Genomic DNA, 19,587 nt, shown 5'->3' on the forward strand with positions numbered 1-19,587 from the left:
GAAAGCCCCGATGTCCGCTCCGATATCCAACGTACGGCCCGACCCGGACCAAGTCCTGGTCGATATCGCCGACTACGTTCTGGATTTCCCGATCGACAGCACGCTCGCGCTGGAAACGGCGCGTCACTGCCTGATCGACACGCTCGGCTGCGGACTCGAGGCACTGACTTACCCGGCCTGCACCAAGCTGATGGGACCAATCGTGCCCGGCACGATCGTCCCCAACGGCGCCAAGGTGCCTGGCACGTCTTTCCAGCTCGACCCGGTTCAGGCCGCCTTCAATATCGGCGCGATGATCCGTTGGCTGGACTTTAACGACACCTGGCTCGCCGCCGAGTGGGGCCACCCGTCGGACAACCTGGGCGGGATTCTCGCTACGGCCGACTGGCTGTCGCGTACCGCCATCGCCACCGGCAAAAAGCCGCTGACGATGAAAGACGTCTTGATCGCCATGGTCAAGGCGCATGAAATCCAGGGCTGTATTGCGCTGGAAAACTCGTTTAACAAGGTTGGGCTCGATCACGTCCTGCTGGTTAAGCTGGCTTCGACCGCCGTTATCGGCAGGCTGATTGGCCTCACGCGTGATGAGCTGATCAATGCGGTTTCCTTGGCCCTTGTGGACGGTCAGGCGCTGCGCACCTACCGCCACGCGCCGAACACCGGCTCGCGCAAATCGTGGGCCGCGGGCGACGCCACTTCGCGCGCCGTGCGACTCGCGCTGATCGCGAAGACTGGCGAGATGGGCTATCCGTCTGTTCTGACAGCGAAGACGTGGGGCTTCTACGACGTGCTGTTCAAGGGCAACGAATTCAAATTCCAGCGCCCGTACGGCTCGTACGTGATGGAAAACGTGCTGTTCAAGATTTCGTTCCCGGCTGAGTTTCACTCGCAGACTGCAGTGGAAGCGGCCATGACGCTGCATGCGCAACTGCGCGCAGCGGGCAAGACTGTGGAAGACATCAGCAAGATCACGATTCGCACACACGAAGCCGCGATCCGTATCATCGACAAGAAAGGGCCGCTGAACAATCCGGCCGACCGCGACCATTGCATCCAGTACATGATCGCCGTGCCGCTGATCTACGGCCGCCTGACCGCCGCGGACTACGAAGATTCCGTCGCGCAGGACCCGCGCATCGACGCGTTGCGCGACAAGATGAGCTGCGTGGAAGACCCGCAGTTCACCAAGGATTATCACGATCCGGAGAAGCGTTCGATCGCCAATGCACTGACGGTCGAATTCAACGACGGGTCGACATTCGACGAGGTAGTGGTCGAATACCCGATCGGACACAAGCGCCGCCGTGAAGACGGCATCCCGTTGCTGGTCGAGAAGTTCAGGACCAACCTCGCGCGCAAGTTTCCGGTCAAGCAGCAACAAGCGATTCTCGATGTGTCGCTGGACCAGGCAAGGCTCGAAGCCATGCCGGTCAATGAATACGTCGATCTGTATGTCATCTAGTTCAGTACTGTAGTTCCGCGATCAAACCAAGGAAAACACCATGGCCCACAACCTCCACAAAACGCTCAAGGAATTCGACAGCGGTTCCGGCAAAGGCAAGTTCTATTCGCTGCCGCAACTCGGCAAGGCACTGAATATCAAGATCGACCGCCTGCCGGTTTCGATCCGTATCGTGCTGGAGTCGGTGCTGCGCAATTACGACGGCAAGAAGATCGCCGAAGAACACATCACGCAACTGGCAAACTGGAAGCCGACCGCTTCGCGCGTCGACGAAATCCCGTTTGTGGTTTCGCGCGTGGTGCTGCAGGACTTTACCGGCGTGCCGCTGCTCGCCGATATCGCGGCAATGCGCGGTGTCGCGCAACGCGCCGGCAAGAACCCGAAGTCGATCGAACCGCTGGTCCCGGTTGATCTGGTGGTCGATCACTCGGTGCAGATCGATTACTTCCGTCAAAAGGATGCACTCGACCTGAACATGAAACTGGAATTCCAGCGCAACAACGAGCGCTACCAGTTCATGAAGTGGGGCATGCAGGCATTCGACACGTTCAAGGTCGTGCCGCCGGGCGTGGGTATCGTTCACCAGGTGAACCTCGAGTACCTCGCACGCGGCGTGCACAAGAAGACGGACGGCAGCGACACGGTGTACTACCCGGACACGCTGGTCGGCACGGACAGCCACACGACGATGATCAACGGTATCGGCGTGGTGGGCTGGGGCGTGGGCGGCATCGAAGCGGAAGCGGGCATGCTCGGCCAGCCGGTCTACTTCCTGACGCCGGACGTGGTGGGCGTTGAACTGAAGGGCAAGCTGCGCGAAGGCGTGACCGCAACCGACCTGGTGCTGACGGTTACCGAACTGCTGCGTAAGGAAAAGGTTGTCGGCAAGTTCGTCGAGTTCTTCGGCGAAGGCACGCGCACGCTGTCGCTGCCGGACCGCGCGACGATCGGCAACATGGCGCCGGAATACGGTGCAACGATGGGCTTCTTCCCGGTCGACGAAAAGACCATCGACTACTTCAAGGGCACGGGCCGCACCGACGCAGAAATCTCCGCCTTCGAGAACTACTTCAAGGCGCAAGGTCTGTACGGCGTGCCGAAGGCTGGCGAAATCGACTACACGAAGGTCGTCAAGCTCGACCTCGGCACGGTGGCGCCGTCGCTGGCAGGTCCGAAGCGTCCGCAAGACCGGATCGAAATCGGTCACGTAAAGTCGACCTTCAGCGATCTGTTCTCGAAGCCGGTTGCAGAAAACGGTTTTGCGAAGAAGTCCGCCGATCTGGACGCGCAATACACGACGACGAACGGTGTCAACGTGAAGAACGGCGACATCCTGATCGCTGCCATCACGTCATGCACGAACACATCGAACCCGAGCGTGCTGCTGGCTGCGGGTCTGCTGGCGAAGAAGGCTGTGGAAGCTGGCCTGACCGTGGCTCCGCACATCAAGACGTCGCTCGCCCCGGGATCGCGTATCGTCACCGAGTATCTGACGAAGACGGGTCTGCTGCCGTTCCTGTCGAAGCTGGGTTTCGAACTGGCTGCTTATGGTTGCACGACGTGTATCGGTAACGCAGGTGATCTGACGCCGGAACTGAACGAAGCGATCACGAAGAACGACATCGTCGCAGCGGCTGTGCTCTCGGGCAACCGCAACTTCGAAGCGCGTATTCACCCGAACATCCGCGCCAACTTCCTGGCATCGCCGCCGCTGGTTGTCGCCTACGCAATCGCCGGCAACATCACGCGCGACCTGATGACCGAGCCGGTTGGCAAGGGCAAGGGCGGCAAGGACATCTACCTGGGCGACATTTGGCCGACCAGCGACGAAGTCAACGACCTGCTCAAGTTCGCACTGGACGCCGAAGCGTTCCGCAAGAACTACGCACAGCTCACGAAGAAGGGCGACCTGTGGAGCAAGATCGAAGGCGAGGAAGGTCAGGTGTACGACTGGCCGAAGTCGACCTACATCGCTGAGCCGCCGTTCTTCGGCAAGGACTTCTCGATGCAGCCGGCTGACAGCATTGCAGCGGTCAAGGGTGCACGTGCACTGGGTATCTTCGGTGACTCGGTGACGACCGACCACATCAGCCCGGCAGGCTCGATCAAGGAAGACTCGCCGGCAGGCAAGTGGCTGAAGGCAAACGGCGTGCAGAAAGCCGACTTCAACAGCTACGGCTCGCGCCGTGGCAACCACGACGTGATGATGCGCGGTACGTTCGCCAACGTGCGGATCAAGAACCTGATGATCCCGGCGAAGGCAGACGGTACGCGCGTTGAAGGCGGTCTGACGATTCATCAGCCGAGCGGCGAAAACATGTCGATCTACGACGCAGCGATGAAGTACATCGACGCGGGTACACCGACCGTCGTGCTGGCAGGCGAAGAGTACGGCACGGGCTCGTCGCGTGACTGGGCGGCCAAGGGTACGCAACTGCTGGGCGTGAAGGCTGTGGTTGCTCGCAGCTTCGAGCGGATTCATCGTTCGAATCTGGTCGGTATGGGCGTGCTGCCGCTGCAGTTCAAGGGCTCGGATAGCGTTCAATCGCTGGGCATTACTGGCGAAGAAACGTTTGACGTCGAAGGTCTCGGCGACGACTTCAAGCCGCAGCAAGAAGTCACGCTGGTAATTCGCGGCAAGGACGACAAGGAGAAGCGCGTGGCAGTTCTGCTGCGTATCGATACGCCGATCGAAGTGGACTACTACAAGCACGGCGGGATTTTGCCGTTCGTGTTGCGTTCGCTGCTGGCTGCTTAACTTAACGCTTGATGCGTTAAGTAGACGTCAGACGCGAAAGCGGAAGCGGTTTGCAGGTGCTGCGTCCTTGTGGAAGGACGCAGCCGATTTGAGAGCCCGGCCTTGGCCGGGTTTTTTTATTGTCTGGCGCGTTATTGCGTGCCGCGGTCTACGTGGAAGGCAGCGGGGTCATCGGTGATCCGGCGTTGGGTCATATGGTCGTTCCAGCTGTTGTCGAGTGGCGTTGCGGCGCGAGCGGCCGGATGCCGCTGTTGGATGGACCAGTTCAGCCATGGGGTGTCGTCGGTCGATGCGCTTTCATGGGCACGCGATGCGCTGGTGGGCCATTCGGGCTGAATCGATACTGCGGGACGTGCTGCCGGATGGGTGGCGCGGTTCAGTGCGACCCGTTCGTTTACATGGGCTCCGGACAAGCGTGCCATCTTCACTCGCTTCGGCGGTTTTGTGGGCGAGGCGATGTGTGCGTCGTTTTCACGAGCGGTGAGTTGTACGGTCTGCCTCGGCACTGTCTGGATGATTTGCTTGGGCGGCGAGTTATTGATTGCGGCCGCCTTCTCCGTTTCCATGGCGGCTGGCTTACCTTCCTGTCTAACCGCCTGCAGCTTGACGTGACCCGCAGCAGCAGTGGTGCTCGCTGGAGCGACCTGAAGCGCTTTCGTCTTCTCAGCGTCCTTCATGGAACATGTAACGAGCAACCACGTGAGCGCCATCGTGCAACCGGCGAAAATCGACGCCGCGAGCAAATGATCCGAACGCGTCGAGCGCGGACGAACCGTACCCATTTCAAGATACCGCTTCGCCTCCGCCAATGCGGCGTCGTAGCGCCCAGTGTCCGCGCGTTGTGGCAGCATCTTATAAAACAGGATGTGCTTTACGCCCGGCGGAAAGGGGCCAGCCGGCCGCGGTGCCGCGGGTTGACGAACAGCGCGCTGCACGGCTTCGCGCATCACGTTCCGGTGCGACCCAAACGGTGGCGGCAGACCGTCGTACGGCCGCGGCAGCGGGATCGTCAGATCGCCCTCGATCAATGCTAGCGGTCGAGTCATTGCGAGTTGCTCCGGTGTGGCTCGACCGCCTGGTCGAGTTGCATCATCAGCGCGGCAATGCGCTTTTCGAGTTCGTCGAGCAAATGTCCCGCTGATTCGCGCTGGGTCGCGCTGGCATGCCGTAGTGCTTCCATCAGACTATGCGCGCCGACGAGACCGACTGCACCGCTCAATCTGTGCAACGAGGAGCGCATTCCGTCCATGTCGTGCCGGGTCCGCAGTCCGCGGATCTGCTGCAGATCGTCGTGCACTGATCGGCGCCAACCGTGGATGAACGCGCGGAGGTCGACGCCTTCATTCGATAGCGCGTCGAGGTAGTTGCGATCAAACGATTCGGTCGACGGGACGGGGGAATCCGCCGGAGGTTCCGCCGCAATGGGCTGTGGTGTCGTCTTCTGGAGATTTACACGGTGCGACGCGTTAAACGCTTGCGGGCGTTCAATAGTGAACGGCGCGCTGAATATGCTGCATGTGCCCCTGGCAGCGTCACTTGATACCTTGAGTTCGCCGCGCATGCATTGCGTCAGTTGCTGGCAGAGTTCCAGACTGAGAGCTTCCTCGTCACGTAACTCTTCCTCAGGCGCGGGCACGTCAAGCGACGTGGGTATGTGCATTCGCGCCGAGCAAGTGGGAGAAGCAGGCGTGTCAGCGCCTGCAGCCGTTACGCTCACGAATATTCGTTGCGAGCCGGCATTTAGCGTTTCCGCGCGTGCGATAACTGTGATCTGGCCGTGCTCAGTGATCCGCACCGCACGACTCAAGAGATGAAAAATAATCTGGCCGAGTCGGGTACCGTCGGCGAGAACTAAAGCGTCGACCGACTGATCTACGGTGATGCTCAGGCACACGCCCTTCTGCGCAGTGGTGTGAGAGAACAGCGCAGCCACCCCATCAATGAGTTCCCGCACGTCCGTCAACGTTTCATCAAAGACAACGGTGCGCGACTGGATGGGCATGGACGCGAGCATGTCCTCTAGCGCGCGTGCCCATGCGCGCACGGCAACGTGAATTTTGCCCACCAGTTTCTTCTCTGGCGGCTGCGATGATGATTCGTTGAGCTCATCCAGCAAGCTGGCCATCGCGAACAAGGGGCCACCGACGAAGTCGCGCATGGCTGCGTATACACGCTCGCGCTCCAGATTGGCGGCGACAAACGCCTGCGACGCTACACCGACCCCGGAGGCCTGCTCTCGGGACTCGACCGCTGCGAACCGGCGCTGCCATTCGTTCTCGACAGCGCGCGCGGACGAGACAGCTCGTTTGAGCAGCACACGCGTTCTGCACCATCCAACCAAGGCGATGGTTGTGAGAATCATAAGCACGGACAGCAATACGGCTAAAAATTCCCAGGCAACCGCCGCATCGCTGATGCGCAACGCTGCCAGCGGGCGGGCAATATTCGTGACATCCCATCCCGTGCCGCGAACGGCAGCCGGCATCGTGTCGGCACGCGCCGACACGATGCACAGCAACGCGAACGCAACGACGCTGCCAAATGCGATCGCATCGTGAATCGAGACCGCCCGCGCTGCGTGAGAGAAACGGCGGGCGCACGTCCGTGTGGGCACTGGAGAACCCGACCGCTTCATCATGTTCATACGCCGCCCGGTCAGTCGATCAGCTTTTGAAGGGCTGCAAATTCGATCAGCCCCGCCAACGAAGACAGACCCAACTTCTCCTGAATTCGACCTTTGTATGTACTGACCGTTTTATCGCTCATAAATAACGCATCGCCAATAGTTTTATTCGACATGCCCTTGGCAAGCATTTGCAGAATCATCAACTCCTTGTCAGAGAGCAGCTCAAGCTTCTCCTCCTCTTCACCGGCAGCCAAGGTTGGGCTTGTTCCTGTAGCCCCGATGTTCATCGGAAAAACTGTATAGGCGGCCATCACCGCTTCGACGCCGCGCATGATTTCCTTCATCTCCTGCGATTTGCCGACGAAACCCTGTGCTCCCGCACGCATGGCGCGCGGCGCAAAGGTTGAAGGGTCTTGACCCGACAGCACCAGAACGCGGATATCCGGATGGGCCAGCTTCAGCCGTGGGATGACATCGAGCCCATTAATACGCGGAATGTCCAAATCGAGTATAGCGAGGTCCGGCAAGTGCTGCCGGGCTATCTCAACGGCCGTCTGCCCATTGTCGGCCTCGAAGACATCGTTGACGCCGAGCAGTTTGGCGAGATGCATTTTGATAACGAGCCGAAATGCGGGATGATCGTCCACAATCAGGATGGTGCTCATACAGTTGTCCTCCTAACGGTATTTCGATTCAGTCGCTATTGCGCACGAAGCCAATCTCGACACGCCGGTTTGGCGCAAGACACTGTACCAGAGCGACACGATCGGTCTGGTTGCATTCCACCACTGGGCTGGCCTTGCCAAGTCCTGTGACGGTGATCGGCAAGGTCACACCGCGTTTGACCAGATAGGCCTTCACGGTCAGTGCGCGTTGAAGCGAAAGCCTCTGGTTGTACGCATCACTGCCCAAACGATCGGTATAGCCGCTAATACTCAGTCGACGAATGCCCTTCGCTTTTTGCAAGGCAGCGGCCACCCCGTTTAGCTGAGTCTTGCCACGTGGCAACAGTGCGGCGACATCGCTACCGTTGAAGCGAAACGCCGAGTCGGCTCTAAGCGTAATCGCCGGTGCGGCGACGCTTGCGGCGGGTGCGGGTGTGGATGGTTGCGCGCATTGCAGTGCTGCTTCTGCCGATTTGTGCAAATTCCCCTGAATATCGGGGAGCGCCTTTTCGGCAGCTGAGAAATTGCGGGTCCATGCGTAGTGACCGGCGAGCATCAATTCGACTTCGGCACAGGCGAGCGGCGCTTGCGCCTCCGGGCAGCGGGCGGTGACCGGATCGCTCTTGATGACGTTGACGATCTTCCACAAATCCGGACGCACCGTCGATACAGTACGCAACTCGGGATTGGCTACGGAGAGCGGCGTGTCGTTTTCCAGACCGAAGGTGATGATTGCAGCTTGACCGATGGCTTCCTCAACAAAACCCCATTGATCGTGCGCATCCCGCTGAGCTCGTCCAGCGTCGATCCAACATTGGGCCTTGGTGTGAAAGTAGCTGTTCTTGTCGGCGGGTAGGTTGTTCAGCCGCTGCTGGAGCGCGGCAAGCGCTTCGCCACCATGGCTAACCGGCGCGTAGGTGTTCAGCCATTGCGGCGTCACCGCACCCGAGGCAGTATCTTGTGCAGTGCCAAGACCAGTCTTCAGAACTGTAGGATCTTCAATGCCCAGTCGATCCCTGTCGGCCCGACTCGCGCAGCCTGTTAAAGCTAGCGCACACGCCACCATAGTTAGCTGAAATCTCATCAGTGCCCCGCGTCCAAACGCGTTTGTTTTGTAATGAGCAGGAGTATGGGGAGACGTCTACGGGCATGGAATGGGAAGAGTCTTAGAGTGGTGCCCGAAAAAGAAGAGAGCTAATGGGGCCCACCAGCGGCAGACCAGCGATGACATTGCGCAGGACCGCCACGAGCGTCGCAGCCCGGCGGTCCTCGCGACATCGGCGTATTACTTCAGGCCGAAGTCCACCCGCGTTGTGGCGCCCTTGTCCTTGATGCCTTGCGCGTCGAGTTTCGGTGCGACGATGAACACCCGGCTGCTGTCGATCTTGCCGTCGAAGTACTGCTGCACGCTCTGCGCGCGCTCCTGCGCGAGGTCGCGCAGGCTGGCATCGTTGATCGGCGCATGTTCGGCCAGGGCGCTCTTCATCTCGTCATCAGGCATGCTCTTCGTGAGGCCGACAAAATTGCGCGGCTTCTTGAAGTCGGCATCCTTATAGGCCTTGGTTAGGTACTTGTCGTAATCCTTTGGATCAACAGTGACCGTCGACAGGTCGACGCTTTCACCATTCCCGACTACGTCCTTGATCTTTTCCTGCTTGACCAGCTTCTCCACATACTCCGTGCGCAAGGCCGGCGTGTCGACGGCCGGATCGACGCGTCCGATCACATCGATCCGGATCGAAGACTTGTCGGCCAGCGCCTTTGCAATGGTGTCGAGCTTCTTTTCCGCCGCGTCCGAAAGCTTCGCGGACCCGGCATCGAATTCGACGTAGCCCATTTCCTCACCACCTCCGCCACCGAACGCGTTTGCAAGCAGCGAGAATGGCGCGGTCACAGCCCGTTCCAGCAGATTCAACACCGCATGCCAGATCAGGCCGCCGATACTGAACTCCGGATTCGACAACGAGCCGGACACCGGAATGTTCACGTCGATCTCGCCCTTCGAGTTCTTCAATAGCGAAATCGCGAAGCGCACCGGCAGCTTGGTCGCTGTGTCATTGTCGATGTGATCGCCGAACGTCAGTTGATCGATGAAGATGTGGTTGTTCGCGCTCAACTGGTCGTTATCGAGCTTGTAGTGCAGATCGACGTTGAGCTTGCCCTTCGTGATCGGATAGCCAGCGTACTTCGCCGAGTACGGCGTGAGGTTGGTCAGTTCGATATCGTGCGCGCTCGCGGTCAAATCAAGCGCAGGTTTGGCAATCAGCGGATTAACCGTGCCGCGAATCGATAGCGGGCCGTTTGCCGCGAGCTTGGCGGAAACGTCCACCGGAGCGGACGTGGTCGATTGCGTGCCGAACGCGCCAATCGTCCCCTGAATCCCCACCAGGTTGGCCGTGAAGTTCGGCTTGATGAAGTTGTCGGTATACGTCACACGGCCCTGTTGAAGCACCAATTGGCCAAAGTGCAGCCGAACCGGACTAGCGGGCGGCTGTGGCTGTGCCTGCGCCTGGCCGGCAGCAACCGTCGCACCCGAAGCTGCCTTCGCGGACGCTACACGCGGCGCCGACGCATCCGCAGACGCCACCGTGGATGCCGGCACCGACGCCGAAGCCACCGCAGGCTCCGAGGCCGGTACCACGGCCGCCACGCCAGCAGAAGCCGGCTCCGCGGGCTCAGGCGCCGTACCAGGCGTCAACGGCACCGGCTCCGTTTTGCTCTTGCTCCGCGTCAGCGATTGCGGCGTGCCGCCCCCTTCATGAGCCACCACATCCGTCAGATTGAGCTTGCCTTGCGGATCCAGCAACACACGCCCGTAGAAGTTCGAAAACGTCACGCGTCCGGCGTCGACATCGGTGCCGTGTTCGTCGTAGTTCGCCTTCAGGTTAGTCAGCGCGAGCGATCCCCAGCCCGCGAACGAGTCCGAAGTCGCCTTGTCCAGCATGCGAACGTCGACGAGCGCCGCGTTGCCGCGATACGAAGCCTTCAGCGCTTTCGATGCCTGCGACATCGCCACATCGCCCTTCATGTTCAGCAACGCGCTCGCGATCGTCGCGTTGAGCTTGCCGCCGAAGTACGGCTCGAACGCAGCGGCATCCAGCCGGTTGGCATCCACTTTCAGCGCGAGCTTGAGCGGTGTCGCCGTGACGTCGCCCGTCACGCCAAGCGTGCCCTTGCGATTGAGCGTCGCCTGCAGATCGATCGGTAGAGGCTTGCTCAGATCGTCACTGATCTGCTGCACTTTCAGTTGCAGCGGCGAAATGGCGAGCTTGACCGGACGCGGCGTGCTGTTGTCGGTGAAGTTGGCCGTCGCGTCCTTCAGGCTCAGTTCGCCAATTGTGTAATGCCACGCCGGCCCCTGTTCCTGCGCCTGCTTGGCAGCGTGGATCGCGGTGCGTTGCTGCGCCTCCTGGTGCGGTCCGGCCAGCGCAGTGAGGTCGATGCTGCCGTCCTTCATACGCTGCGCGTTGATCACGAGACCGGTCACGTCGACGGCATTGACCGCCGCATTGCGACCCGGCACGTCCACCTGCTTGACGTCCACGTGACCCTGCGCGAGCGCCACCGCCGCCTCCTTGCCGCCGCGCGCTGCCAGTTTCAGCGATTGCAGGTCCAGTTGCGTTGCGCCCACCTGGATGTCGGGCGGCGACTTCGCCCAGTTGGCGCTAAGGTTGGTCGTCACGGAAAGCGCGCCGTCGGTCACCTGGGCGGCGGTCATGCTGTCGAGATACGGCTGCAGCATCGGCAGCGGAAGCGACTTGAGGTCGATCTTCGAATCGGCGCTTTTGGTGACCAGACCGAGCGAGCCCGCCACATCCAGTGAACCCGGACTGTCCTTGAATGCCGTGCTCACCGTATAGCGTGCCGGCGCCTTAGCCATCGTCGAAAAGTCCGCCAGCGACACCGCGAGACTCTTCAGTCCCAGCGCGACCGGCCTCGACGCAGCGTCATCCTGAACGTTGACCGTGCCGTCGTTGAGCGTAAAGCGCTTGATCGCAAGGTCGAGCGGCGCAGCGGGTTTGGCTGCGCCAGCCGTCGACGATGCCGCTGCGGGCGCACTTGCACCTGCACCTGCATTCGCACTTGGGTTTGCACTGGCTGCCTGCGCCTCGCTGGCAGACACAGGCGCTGCCGCTGCCGCCGGCGGCGCAGCAAACGTCCGCTCGACGCTCAGCACACCGTCCTTGTCCCGCGCCAGATTCACGGTAGGCGTGTCGAGACGGATATCGTCGAAGTGATAGACGCTCTTCATCGGCTCAAGCGTGGCCGCCGCGACATGCAGCGCGTGCGCGGCAAAAAACGGCTGCTTCTTCTCATCGAGGACGTCGATATCGTTCAGGTCGACGGTACCGGTCACGCGTAACGAAGGCGCGTCGTCCGACATGATGAAATTGAGCTTGAGATCCGTCGAGAGCTTGCCCGCCTGCACCGTCACCGGCAACTTCTGCGGCGAGTACGAGAGCAGCTTCGGCACGTCCAGCCCATCGAACCGCAGTGACACATCCGACTCGCGCGATGCGGCGAACGGCTTGGTCTTGCCATCGATCGCAAGCGGGCTGCCGTCGATGCGCGCGCGCAGCAGCGGTTCGACAAAGATGTCGGTTTTCGACGGCAACGTGGCGATAAACGGAATGCCGAGTTTCCACTGATCGATCACGTGCTTCACGCCGAGCAGACGGTCATCGAAAGTGATCTGGCCGTTTTCGAGCCTGATGTTCGACACAGAGAACAGCGTCGGTTTGCTATCCGGCCTGGACGGCTGCTTGGCGAACTTCTCGATCAGATCCGTGAAATTGAAGCGCTGAGCGTCGTAACGAACGATGGTGAAGCGCGGTGAATCGAGCTGCACTTCATCGACAATCGGCGCTGCACGAAACAGCGAGCTCCACGACGGCTTCACGATCAACCGCGAGATATCGACGAAATCGCCCTGGCCGCCACGCTCGCCAATATGAATGCGATCGGCTTCGAGCCTGAGTGTGTACGGATTGAGCGCGATCCGGCCAATGGTCGCGGGCCGGTCGAGCTGTTTGCTAAGTTGCTGCTCGGCGATATGGCGAATCAGCGGCGGCGCCGCGAAGAAGCCAAACAGACCGAACAACACCAGGAAGATCAGCAGGCCGATCACGATACGGCGTGTACGACGCGCCTGCGCGACACCGCGCACGGCCTGCAGGGAAGATGTCAGAGTTGCTTTATTGAGGCTTGCCATGCTCGGTCATGGGTGATGCGGCGGCAAGCCCGCCGCGATAACTGGAGTCCTGCCTCGGGCAAGTATATGTCGTGAGACGTAGGCGGGATAGAAATGTAAGCCGAAAGCAAACAAACACCCGATGCGCATGGGCGCGCGCGAGCACAAAGTTTAGTCACGCGTTTGTGACAATCTTTGCAACGCTGCGAACCCGCGTTGCGGGTTCGGAAACAATTGACTTGCGGGCTACTGGACCGCGCTGCTGCGTAAGCAGCGAAGGTGTGCATCGCAATGGCGCGATGCACACCCCGTCATCATTGACGTACGACGGCCGGCGGTTGCCAGGTGCCGTCGGTGGCTTGCGGCTTGGGTGCGTAGAGTCGCAGCACGAGTTGAAGGTCGGTGCGCGGCGCCGGCAGCCAGTTGGCCGCCCGCACGTGCGCCGACGACACCACCACGTCAAGCGATCCGTCCCGGTTGCGGTGCGCGCCGTTACGATCGCCGACGGCAAGCCGTGCCGGCGCGCTTTCACCGAGCGCGCCTTCCTTCGTGTAGGCCGTGATCGACCAGAAGCCGCGCACCGGCGGCAACTGGTTCGGCGCGAAATGGATCACATACCGGTTGGCGCCATTCAACGCGTGGCCGTCGCTATCCAGCGTGACCGTGGCGCGCACTTCGTCGTCTTTCGTGCCGATACCCGGCTGCTCGTAGGCTGCGTAAGCACGTAACGCGTAATCCGGACCGTAGTTGCCGACGCCGTCACCGAACCAGCTCCAGCCGTTCACGCTCAGCAGATTCGGCGGAGGCGTCACCACACGCTCACGGCCGTCGGCCATCCCCTCGGTAATAACGTCCTTGGCGTTCGGCAGTTCGACCGGCTCACCAGGCTTCACGCCCAGGTCGGCGAGGATCTTCAATGCGTGCGGATCGTCAGGCACAGACGGGTTGTCCTGCAACCCCTGCGCAAGCCGGTTGAAAAAGCCGCTCGCGTCGAGCGCGGCGACCTGCGCGGCCGGCGACCCGGATGCCGCCAACGCCGCAGCAGCCGCCGCGTTGCCACCCGGCGCGATCGACGCCGAACGCTTATCGCTCGCGTACGCGCTCAATGGTACGAGACGCATGCCGCGCTGCAGTTTGCGCACCGCCGTGACGTCGCGACCGGCGTTCGACTGGATCCGCACGGTCACCCACGCGTTGCGGGTCGGCACGTCAACGCGTTTGACGTTCGCCGGCAAATCGCCCTGCCAGCCAGGACCGACAAAGGCGATCGCCTGCTCCCTGATCCCGCTGGATCGCGGACCGATCTGGGCGCTGGTAGACCAGACCACGTTGGTCCACATATCGAGCGCGCGGGCATCGACGTAGCGGCCGTGCGAATCGGGCAGCGTCAGGATCACGGGTTCCGCGCTCAGGTCGAGCCAGCCGCTCGAATCGAACGTGTCGATACCGGGTGTGGGCGGATTCGCCGAGCCGACCGGCGGCAACGCCTGCGCGTGGCGCAGCGCATTGAGGGGCGCCTGACCCGGATCGGTGCCGACCGCGGCATCGCGCGCCGCTTCCATCAGCACGAGCGGGTAGCCGAACACGTAGGAGTCGGCCACCTCGTCCTTGATCCAGCCGGTGGGCTTGGGTGCGTCGATATGAGTCGAGGCACAGCCGGCGAGAAAGGCGAAGCCTGCGAACGAAGCGCAGGTCCAATGAAGCGAAAACAGTGTTCGGCGATTTTTTATCATTCGTTCAGGTGGCAGAACGTTCGGTCCAGGGACAGGCGTCGGTCGGCGGCGGCTCTGCCCACGTGGTTCCCAAGCCCCCGCGAACTCGCCACATATCTCGATCCCGACAACAACGGGTTGTATCGTATCCTTGACAGCTAGCAAGCGCAAAGGCACAACCACACCTTTTGCACAACTCGCACCTTCACGCCCCCGGAGCGCCCATGTACGTCCCTGCCCATTTCGAAGAGAACCGTCCAGAGGTCCTTCATCAACTCATCTCCGATCAGCCGTTCGGCACGCTCGTGACCACCGGTCCCAATGGTCTGGACGCGAATCATCTGCCGTTCGAATTCGCACCGGCCGAAGGTTCGCACGGCAAGTTGCGGGCGCACGTGGCGCGGGCCAACCCGGTCTGGCAGGAAGTGGCTTCGCAACCGGACACGCTGGTGATTTTCCAGGGGCCGGCCGCCTATATTTCGCCGAACTGGTATCCGAGCAAGCACGAGGCGCACCGTCAGGTGCCGACGTACAACTACATGGTGGTTCACGCCCACGGCAAGATCGTCGTACGCGACGATGAAGCGTTCGTCCGCGGACTTGTGGCGCGGCTTACGCGCGCGATGGAGGCCAATGAGCCGCGGCCCTGGAAGATGGGGGACGCACCGGCTGACTATATTTCCCAAATGCTCGGGGCCATCGTTGGAATCGAGATCGAAGTTACGCGGCTGGTCGGCAAATGGAAGCTGGGGCAGAACAAGGAAGCACGCGACCGGCGTGGCGCGGTCGATGCGCTGCTGGCTAGCGGCGGCGAGGCGCAGGAGGCTGTCGCCGAGGCAATGTTGAACGCGCCACCGGCGTTTTAAATCTGGTTTGGCACGCGGTCTGGCCCCGGTCATTATTTTGGCTGATATTAGCCCTTGACCTTCCCATCATGGGAAGGTGAATACTGGGACTCATGATGCGGCCACATGCCGCCCGAGCCCAAACCATGACTGATCTTTCCATTCCCGAAGCCGCGACGCAGGCCAGCGCAGAACTCGAAATCAGCGGCATGACCTGCGCTTCGTGCTCGGCGCGGGTCGAAAAGGCGCTGGCAAAAGTGCCAGGCGTCGCGAGCGTGTCGGTCAATCTTGCGACTGAAAAGGCGACCGTCAATCTGAGCGATGCGGCCACCGGCGTCGATGCGCTCATTGCCGCGGTGACCAGGGCCGGCTATCAGGCGACACCCATTGTCGAAGAAGCCGCGCCGGCCGCGGCAACTTCCAGCGCACAACGCGCCGAGGACCGAACCCGCCGCGAACTCGTAGCCGTCGTGATCTCCGCACTGCTGACGCTGCCGCTCGTCTTGCCGATGATCGGCGAAGGATTCGGCGGCAGCTTCGCACCGCACGGCATCGGCGCGATGGTGCCCCCATGGCTACAGTTCGCGCTCGCCACGGTCGTCCAGTTTGCGTTCGGCGCGCGGTTTTACCGGGCGGCGTACCGTGCGGTGCGGGCCGGCGCGGGAAATATGGACCTGCTGGTTGCGCTCGGCACCTCGGCGGCGTACGGCATCAGCGTCTACGAACTGGTCGCCCATCCGGGCAGCGCGGCACATCTCTACTTCGAGGCCTCGGCGGTCGTGATTACGCTCGTGCGCTTCGGCAAGTGGCTGGAAGCACGCGCCAAGCGTCAAACTACCGACGCGATCCGCGCGTTGAACGCGTTGCGGCCCGAGCGAGCGCGCATCCGCGTCGGCGAGAAGGAACATGAGTTGCCGCTGGCGCAGGTTCGGATCGGCATGATCGTCGTCGTGCGACCCGGCGAACGGGTGCCGGTCGATGGCGCGGTGCTCGAAGGCCGGACTCACATCGACGAATCGCTGATTACCGGTGAGAGCCTGCCCGTGCCGAAGCAGCCGGACGACCCGGTCACGGCCGGCTCGATCAACGGCGAGGGCGCGATGACCATCACGACGAAGGCGATCGGCGCGGAGACCACGCTGGCGCGGATCATTCGCCTCGTCGAAACGGCGCAGGCCGAAAAGGCGCCGATCCAGCGGCTGGTGGACCGGGTAAGCGAGATTTTCGTACCTGCGATTCTGGTAATTGCGTTGCTCACGCTAGTCGGCTGGCTGATCGCCGGCGCGGGCGTCGAAACTGCGATCCTCAACGCGGTCGCCGTGCTGGTGATTGCCTGCCCGTGCGCGCTGGGCCTGGCGACGCCCGCCGCGATCATGGCGGGCACCGGTGTAGCTGCGCGCCACGGAGTGCTGATCAAGGACGCAGAAGCGCTGGAAATCGCGCATCGAGTGAACCTCGTCGCGTTCGACAAGACCGGAACCTTGACCGTGGGACAACCGTCGCTGACGGCGTTCGAGCCGATCGGCATGGCGCACGACGAGGCGCTCGCATTGGCGGCGGCCGTGCAGCGGGATAGCGATCATCCGCTTGCGCGGGCAGTGGTCAAGGCTTATGAGGGCACGCGCCGCGAGGATGCCGCGTCCGGCCACGCCCTTGCGGCAGTGGCCTCCGGGGCGAACTCTGAAGCGACCTCTTCCAGCCGCTCCCTCCTTGGAGCATCCTCCAAGGCGCGCGCTGTGCCGGGACGTGGCGTCGAAGCCGAGATCGACGGCCGGATTATCGCGATCGGCAGCAGCCGCTGGCTCAAGGAACTGGGCATCGTGCTGACACCCGAACTCGCCGCCCGCGCCCAACAACTTGAACACGCAGGCAACACTGTCTCGTGGCTGATGAGCTACGCGGACCATGCGAACAGCGAAGACGCCAACGCCGCGCCCGCGCGAGCACTCGCGTTGCTCGCCTTTGGCGACACCATCAAGCCGAGTGCACGCGCGGCGATCGAACGCCTCAAGCAAATGGGTATCCGTAGCGTGCTCCTGACCGGCGACAACGAGGGCAGCGCGGCCAGCGTCGCGGCGGCGCTCGGTATCGACGAATTCCACGCCCACGTGTTGCCCGAGGATAAAGCGCGTGTGATCCGCGATCTGAAGATCCGCACCGCCGGCATAGTCGCGATGGCAGGCGACGGCATCAATGACGCCCCGGCCCTCGCGGCCGCGGACCTCGGCATTGCCATGGCGACCGGCACAGACGTCGCCATGCATGCCGCGAGTATCACGCTGATGCGCGGCGACCCCGCACTCGTCGCCGACGCAATCGACATCTCGCGCCGCACCTGGCGCAAGATTCAGCAAAACCTGTTCTGGGCGTTCGTCTACAACCTGATCGGCATTCCGCTTGCCGCGTTCGGCTTGTTAAATCCCATGCTGGCAGGCGCGGCGATGGCGTTTTCAAGCGTGAGCGTCGTGACCAACGCGCTGTTGCTGCGCACCTGGCGCGGCGCAAAGACGACTACTTGATGTGCGCGAGCCCTATGTCTTTAGGGTTGCGGAAAGCGCTCGCCACCTTGTCGCATTCACTTTGCGGCACGCCATATTCGTCGAACCAGGTTCGCCACTCACGCACGACGCTCGCGATCTCATTGATGTATGCCACAGCGTCGCCGGCCAGGATACCGAACTGGCCGGCAGCAGAAAGTGCGTTCTCGAGCGTGGCGAGCCGGCCTTTCTGGCCGACGCCAAGAACCAGATGTCGTTGTGTGGCGACCTGAGGCTTCGGTACTACGTCGTACAGGTCACTCAAGCGCCAGCCGTTCCTTGCACCGTCCCAAACGAATGCATGGTTGCGCAAATGATCGTCGTCATTCGACACGAGCACATTGAACACCATCCGCTTGAAAAGCTCGACCTTATCGAGCGCAACAAAGCCGCCGGCACCATGATTGTTCAGAACCTCGGCGAGATCGGCGTACCGCGCCGCCGCCGTATCGCTCTCGTGCAGCCTTAACATGGTCAACGCGCTGACCATATGACGGCGTGCGAACCCGCCTGTTGCCAACGGTAACCGGTCGAAGCGTTCGATCAGCATCACATCGCGCCCATCGGCAAGCCGCACGTGCGCGAGATCCGGCACGCGCAGGCCGCATTGACGAGCGAGTTGCAATGTCGCCCTCTCGATCAGCGGCACGTTGAAACCGTCATTGATTGCCGGGAATTTGGCCACCCACTGCCGCGCCTTGTCGAGCACGACGGCTTTAGGCCGCGCGCCACCAAATGTTGCGCCAACCGTAAAGTACACGTCGAGATTGCGCGGTACAGGTCTGCCCTCCTGAATCATCGCGGACGCATCGAGCAGATACTTCAGGTCTTTCGCGTCGGGCAGTTTGCCGATTTGCGCCGGCGCCGTTGGCGAGTCTCGAAAATCGAGCGCTCCTGTTCTGTGCGGGCCTGCGTAGACCAGGTAGTCGGTCTCCGGCAGCGAATTCGGTTCGGCGTCGAGACTGTTTTCGATTACGCGCCGTCCCCACGAGTCGGGTGCGGAGTCCCTTATGGCGCCGAAGAGAGCGAGCCCCGCCGGCGGTTCGAACGTGACAGGCTTACCTGTTCTGTTCGCTTCGGCCAGCGCCAGGCTTTCAGGGTCGACGGCAATCGCGTTTTTGCGCTCCCGGTATCGGTTTCCATATACGAAAGTTGAACGCACGGGCCTGATACCCTGCTCATAGATGGTAAGCAGGCCGGCGGGAACGGCCCCACTCTCGCCGTCGAGACAGATGAAGACAGTTTTCGTCCAGTCCGTTACTTCAGAAGTCGTACGGATCATCCTTTACCTTGCTCCTGCGAGGCCGCTTGCGCGCCTCGGCCTTTCGTTTCGACTCCCCTACGACGTCGGCTTGCGGAAGCGACAAGGGCTCAAGCAGCCCAAGCAAGCCGGCTCGTTCCAAGGCCTGAAGCCACGCCAGAAAATTGACCGACACGTCACCTCTCTCTATTCGCATCAGCGTGCTCGGACTGATGCTGGCCCTCTCTGAAAAGTCCTGTCGACTCATGTTCCGGGCAATACGAGCCGCGGAGATTGCCGAACCTAGCGCTTCGGAGCGGCGTCTCAAGTCCGGGGAGACAAATTCCTTGTTCTGGCGTCGCATAGGTCTATGTTGACAAATTAGGCGGGTTATTTGACCAACATAGACCAAATTTTACAGTTAATCAAGTTTCCAGCCCAAACAGAATTGGTCTATCCTGACTAAATATAGGCCTTATTTTGTCAACATAGACTAAATCACTCCTCCAAAATCGTCGGGGCTGGGCTTTTCGTCTGCGCCCGCAGCTTGC

12 protein-coding genes are annotated in these 19,587 nt (G+C 61.5%); 4 read left to right on the plus strand and 8 right to left on the minus strand.

Features of this window, described 5'->3' with window-relative positions; genetic code table 11:
• Positions 1-10 precede the first annotated feature (10 nt).
• On the plus strand, positions 11-1,462 hold the full coding sequence (locus P3T17_RS07510) for a bifunctional 2-methylcitrate dehydratase/aconitate hydratase (protein WP_429405788.1): 1,452 nt from the start codon (positions 11-13) through the stop codon (positions 1,460-1,462).
• A 40-nt stretch (positions 1,463-1,502) separates the two neighbouring features.
• Entirely contained in the window at positions 1,503-4,220 is a 2,718-nt protein-coding gene (acnA, locus tag P3T17_RS07515) for an aconitate hydratase AcnA (RefSeq protein WP_429405790.1), read from the plus strand.
• 131 nt (positions 4,221-4,351) lie between these two features.
• On the opposite strand, the gene P3T17_RS07520 is transcribed toward acnA, so the two are convergent.
• From P3T17_RS07520 to P3T17_RS07545, 6 genes are all read right to left on the minus strand, one after another.
• Positions 4,352-5,266 (minus strand): hypothetical protein, encoded by a 915-nt coding sequence (locus P3T17_RS07520; RefSeq protein ID WP_429405792.1) that lies wholly within the window; start codon positions 5,264-5,266, stop codon positions 4,352-4,354.
• Positions 5,263-6,705, minus strand: a complete 1,443-nt coding sequence (locus tag P3T17_RS07525; RefSeq protein ID WP_429405793.1) for an ATP-binding protein — start codon at positions 6,703-6,705, stop codon at positions 5,263-5,265. Before P3T17_RS07525 ends, P3T17_RS07520 begins: the two co-directional genes overlap by 4 nt.
• Positions 6,706-6,875: 170 nt before the next feature.
• Positions 6,876-7,511, minus strand: a complete 636-nt coding sequence (locus P3T17_RS07530) for a response regulator (protein WP_429405795.1) — start codon at positions 7,509-7,511, stop codon at positions 6,876-6,878.
• A gap of 28 nt (positions 7,512-7,539) precedes the next feature.
• On the minus strand, positions 7,540-8,451 hold the full coding sequence (locus tag P3T17_RS07535; RefSeq protein WP_429405797.1) for an OmpA family protein: 912 nt from the start codon (positions 8,449-8,451) through the stop codon (positions 7,540-7,542).
• 345 nt (positions 8,452-8,796) lie between these two features.
• Positions 8,797-12,723 carry a DUF748 domain-containing protein gene (locus P3T17_RS07540; RefSeq protein ID WP_429405798.1) on the minus strand — a complete coding sequence of 1,309 codons (3,927 nt, stop codon included), beginning with the start codon at positions 12,721-12,723 and terminating at the stop codon, positions 8,797-8,799.
• Positions 12,724-13,016: 293 nt separating this feature from the next.
• Positions 13,017-14,435, minus strand: coding sequence for a DUF1254 domain-containing protein (locus tag P3T17_RS07545; protein ID WP_429405800.1), 1,419 nt, complete (start codon positions 14,433-14,435; stop codon positions 13,017-13,019).
• A 203-nt stretch (positions 14,436-14,638) separates the two neighbouring features.
• On the opposite strand from P3T17_RS07545, the gene P3T17_RS07550 reads away from it, so the two are divergent.
• Positions 14,639-15,280: an FMN-binding negative transcriptional regulator gene (locus P3T17_RS07550; RefSeq protein WP_429405801.1), complete on the plus strand. Its 642-nt coding sequence runs from the start codon at positions 14,639-14,641 to the stop codon at positions 15,278-15,280.
• 95 nt (positions 15,281-15,375) lie between these two features.
• The gene (locus P3T17_RS07555; protein WP_429406454.1) at positions 15,376-17,778 is read left to right on the plus strand and encodes a heavy metal translocating P-type ATPase; all 2,403 of its coding nucleotides are present in this window, start codon (positions 15,376-15,378) and stop codon (positions 17,776-17,778) included.
• On the opposite strand, the gene P3T17_RS07560 is transcribed toward P3T17_RS07555, so the two are convergent.
• A complete protein-coding gene (locus P3T17_RS07560; RefSeq protein ID WP_429405803.1) occupies positions 17,771-19,078 on the minus strand; it encodes a type II toxin-antitoxin system HipA family toxin in 1,308 nt (435 codons plus the stop codon). The genes P3T17_RS07555 and P3T17_RS07560 overlap by 8 nt on opposite strands.
• Positions 19,059-19,400 (minus strand): helix-turn-helix domain-containing protein, encoded by a 342-nt coding sequence (locus P3T17_RS07565; protein ID WP_143787632.1) that lies wholly within the window; start codon positions 19,398-19,400, stop codon positions 19,059-19,061. The genes P3T17_RS07560 and P3T17_RS07565 overlap by 20 nt, the downstream gene beginning before the upstream one ends.
• Positions 19,401-19,587 lie beyond the last annotated feature (187 nt).

It is taken from the genome of Paraburkholderia sp. GAS82 (assembly GCF_050436285.1).
In the GTDB taxonomy this organism is placed as follows: domain Bacteria; phylum Pseudomonadota; class Gammaproteobacteria; order Burkholderiales; family Burkholderiaceae; genus Paraburkholderia; species Paraburkholderia phenazinium_B.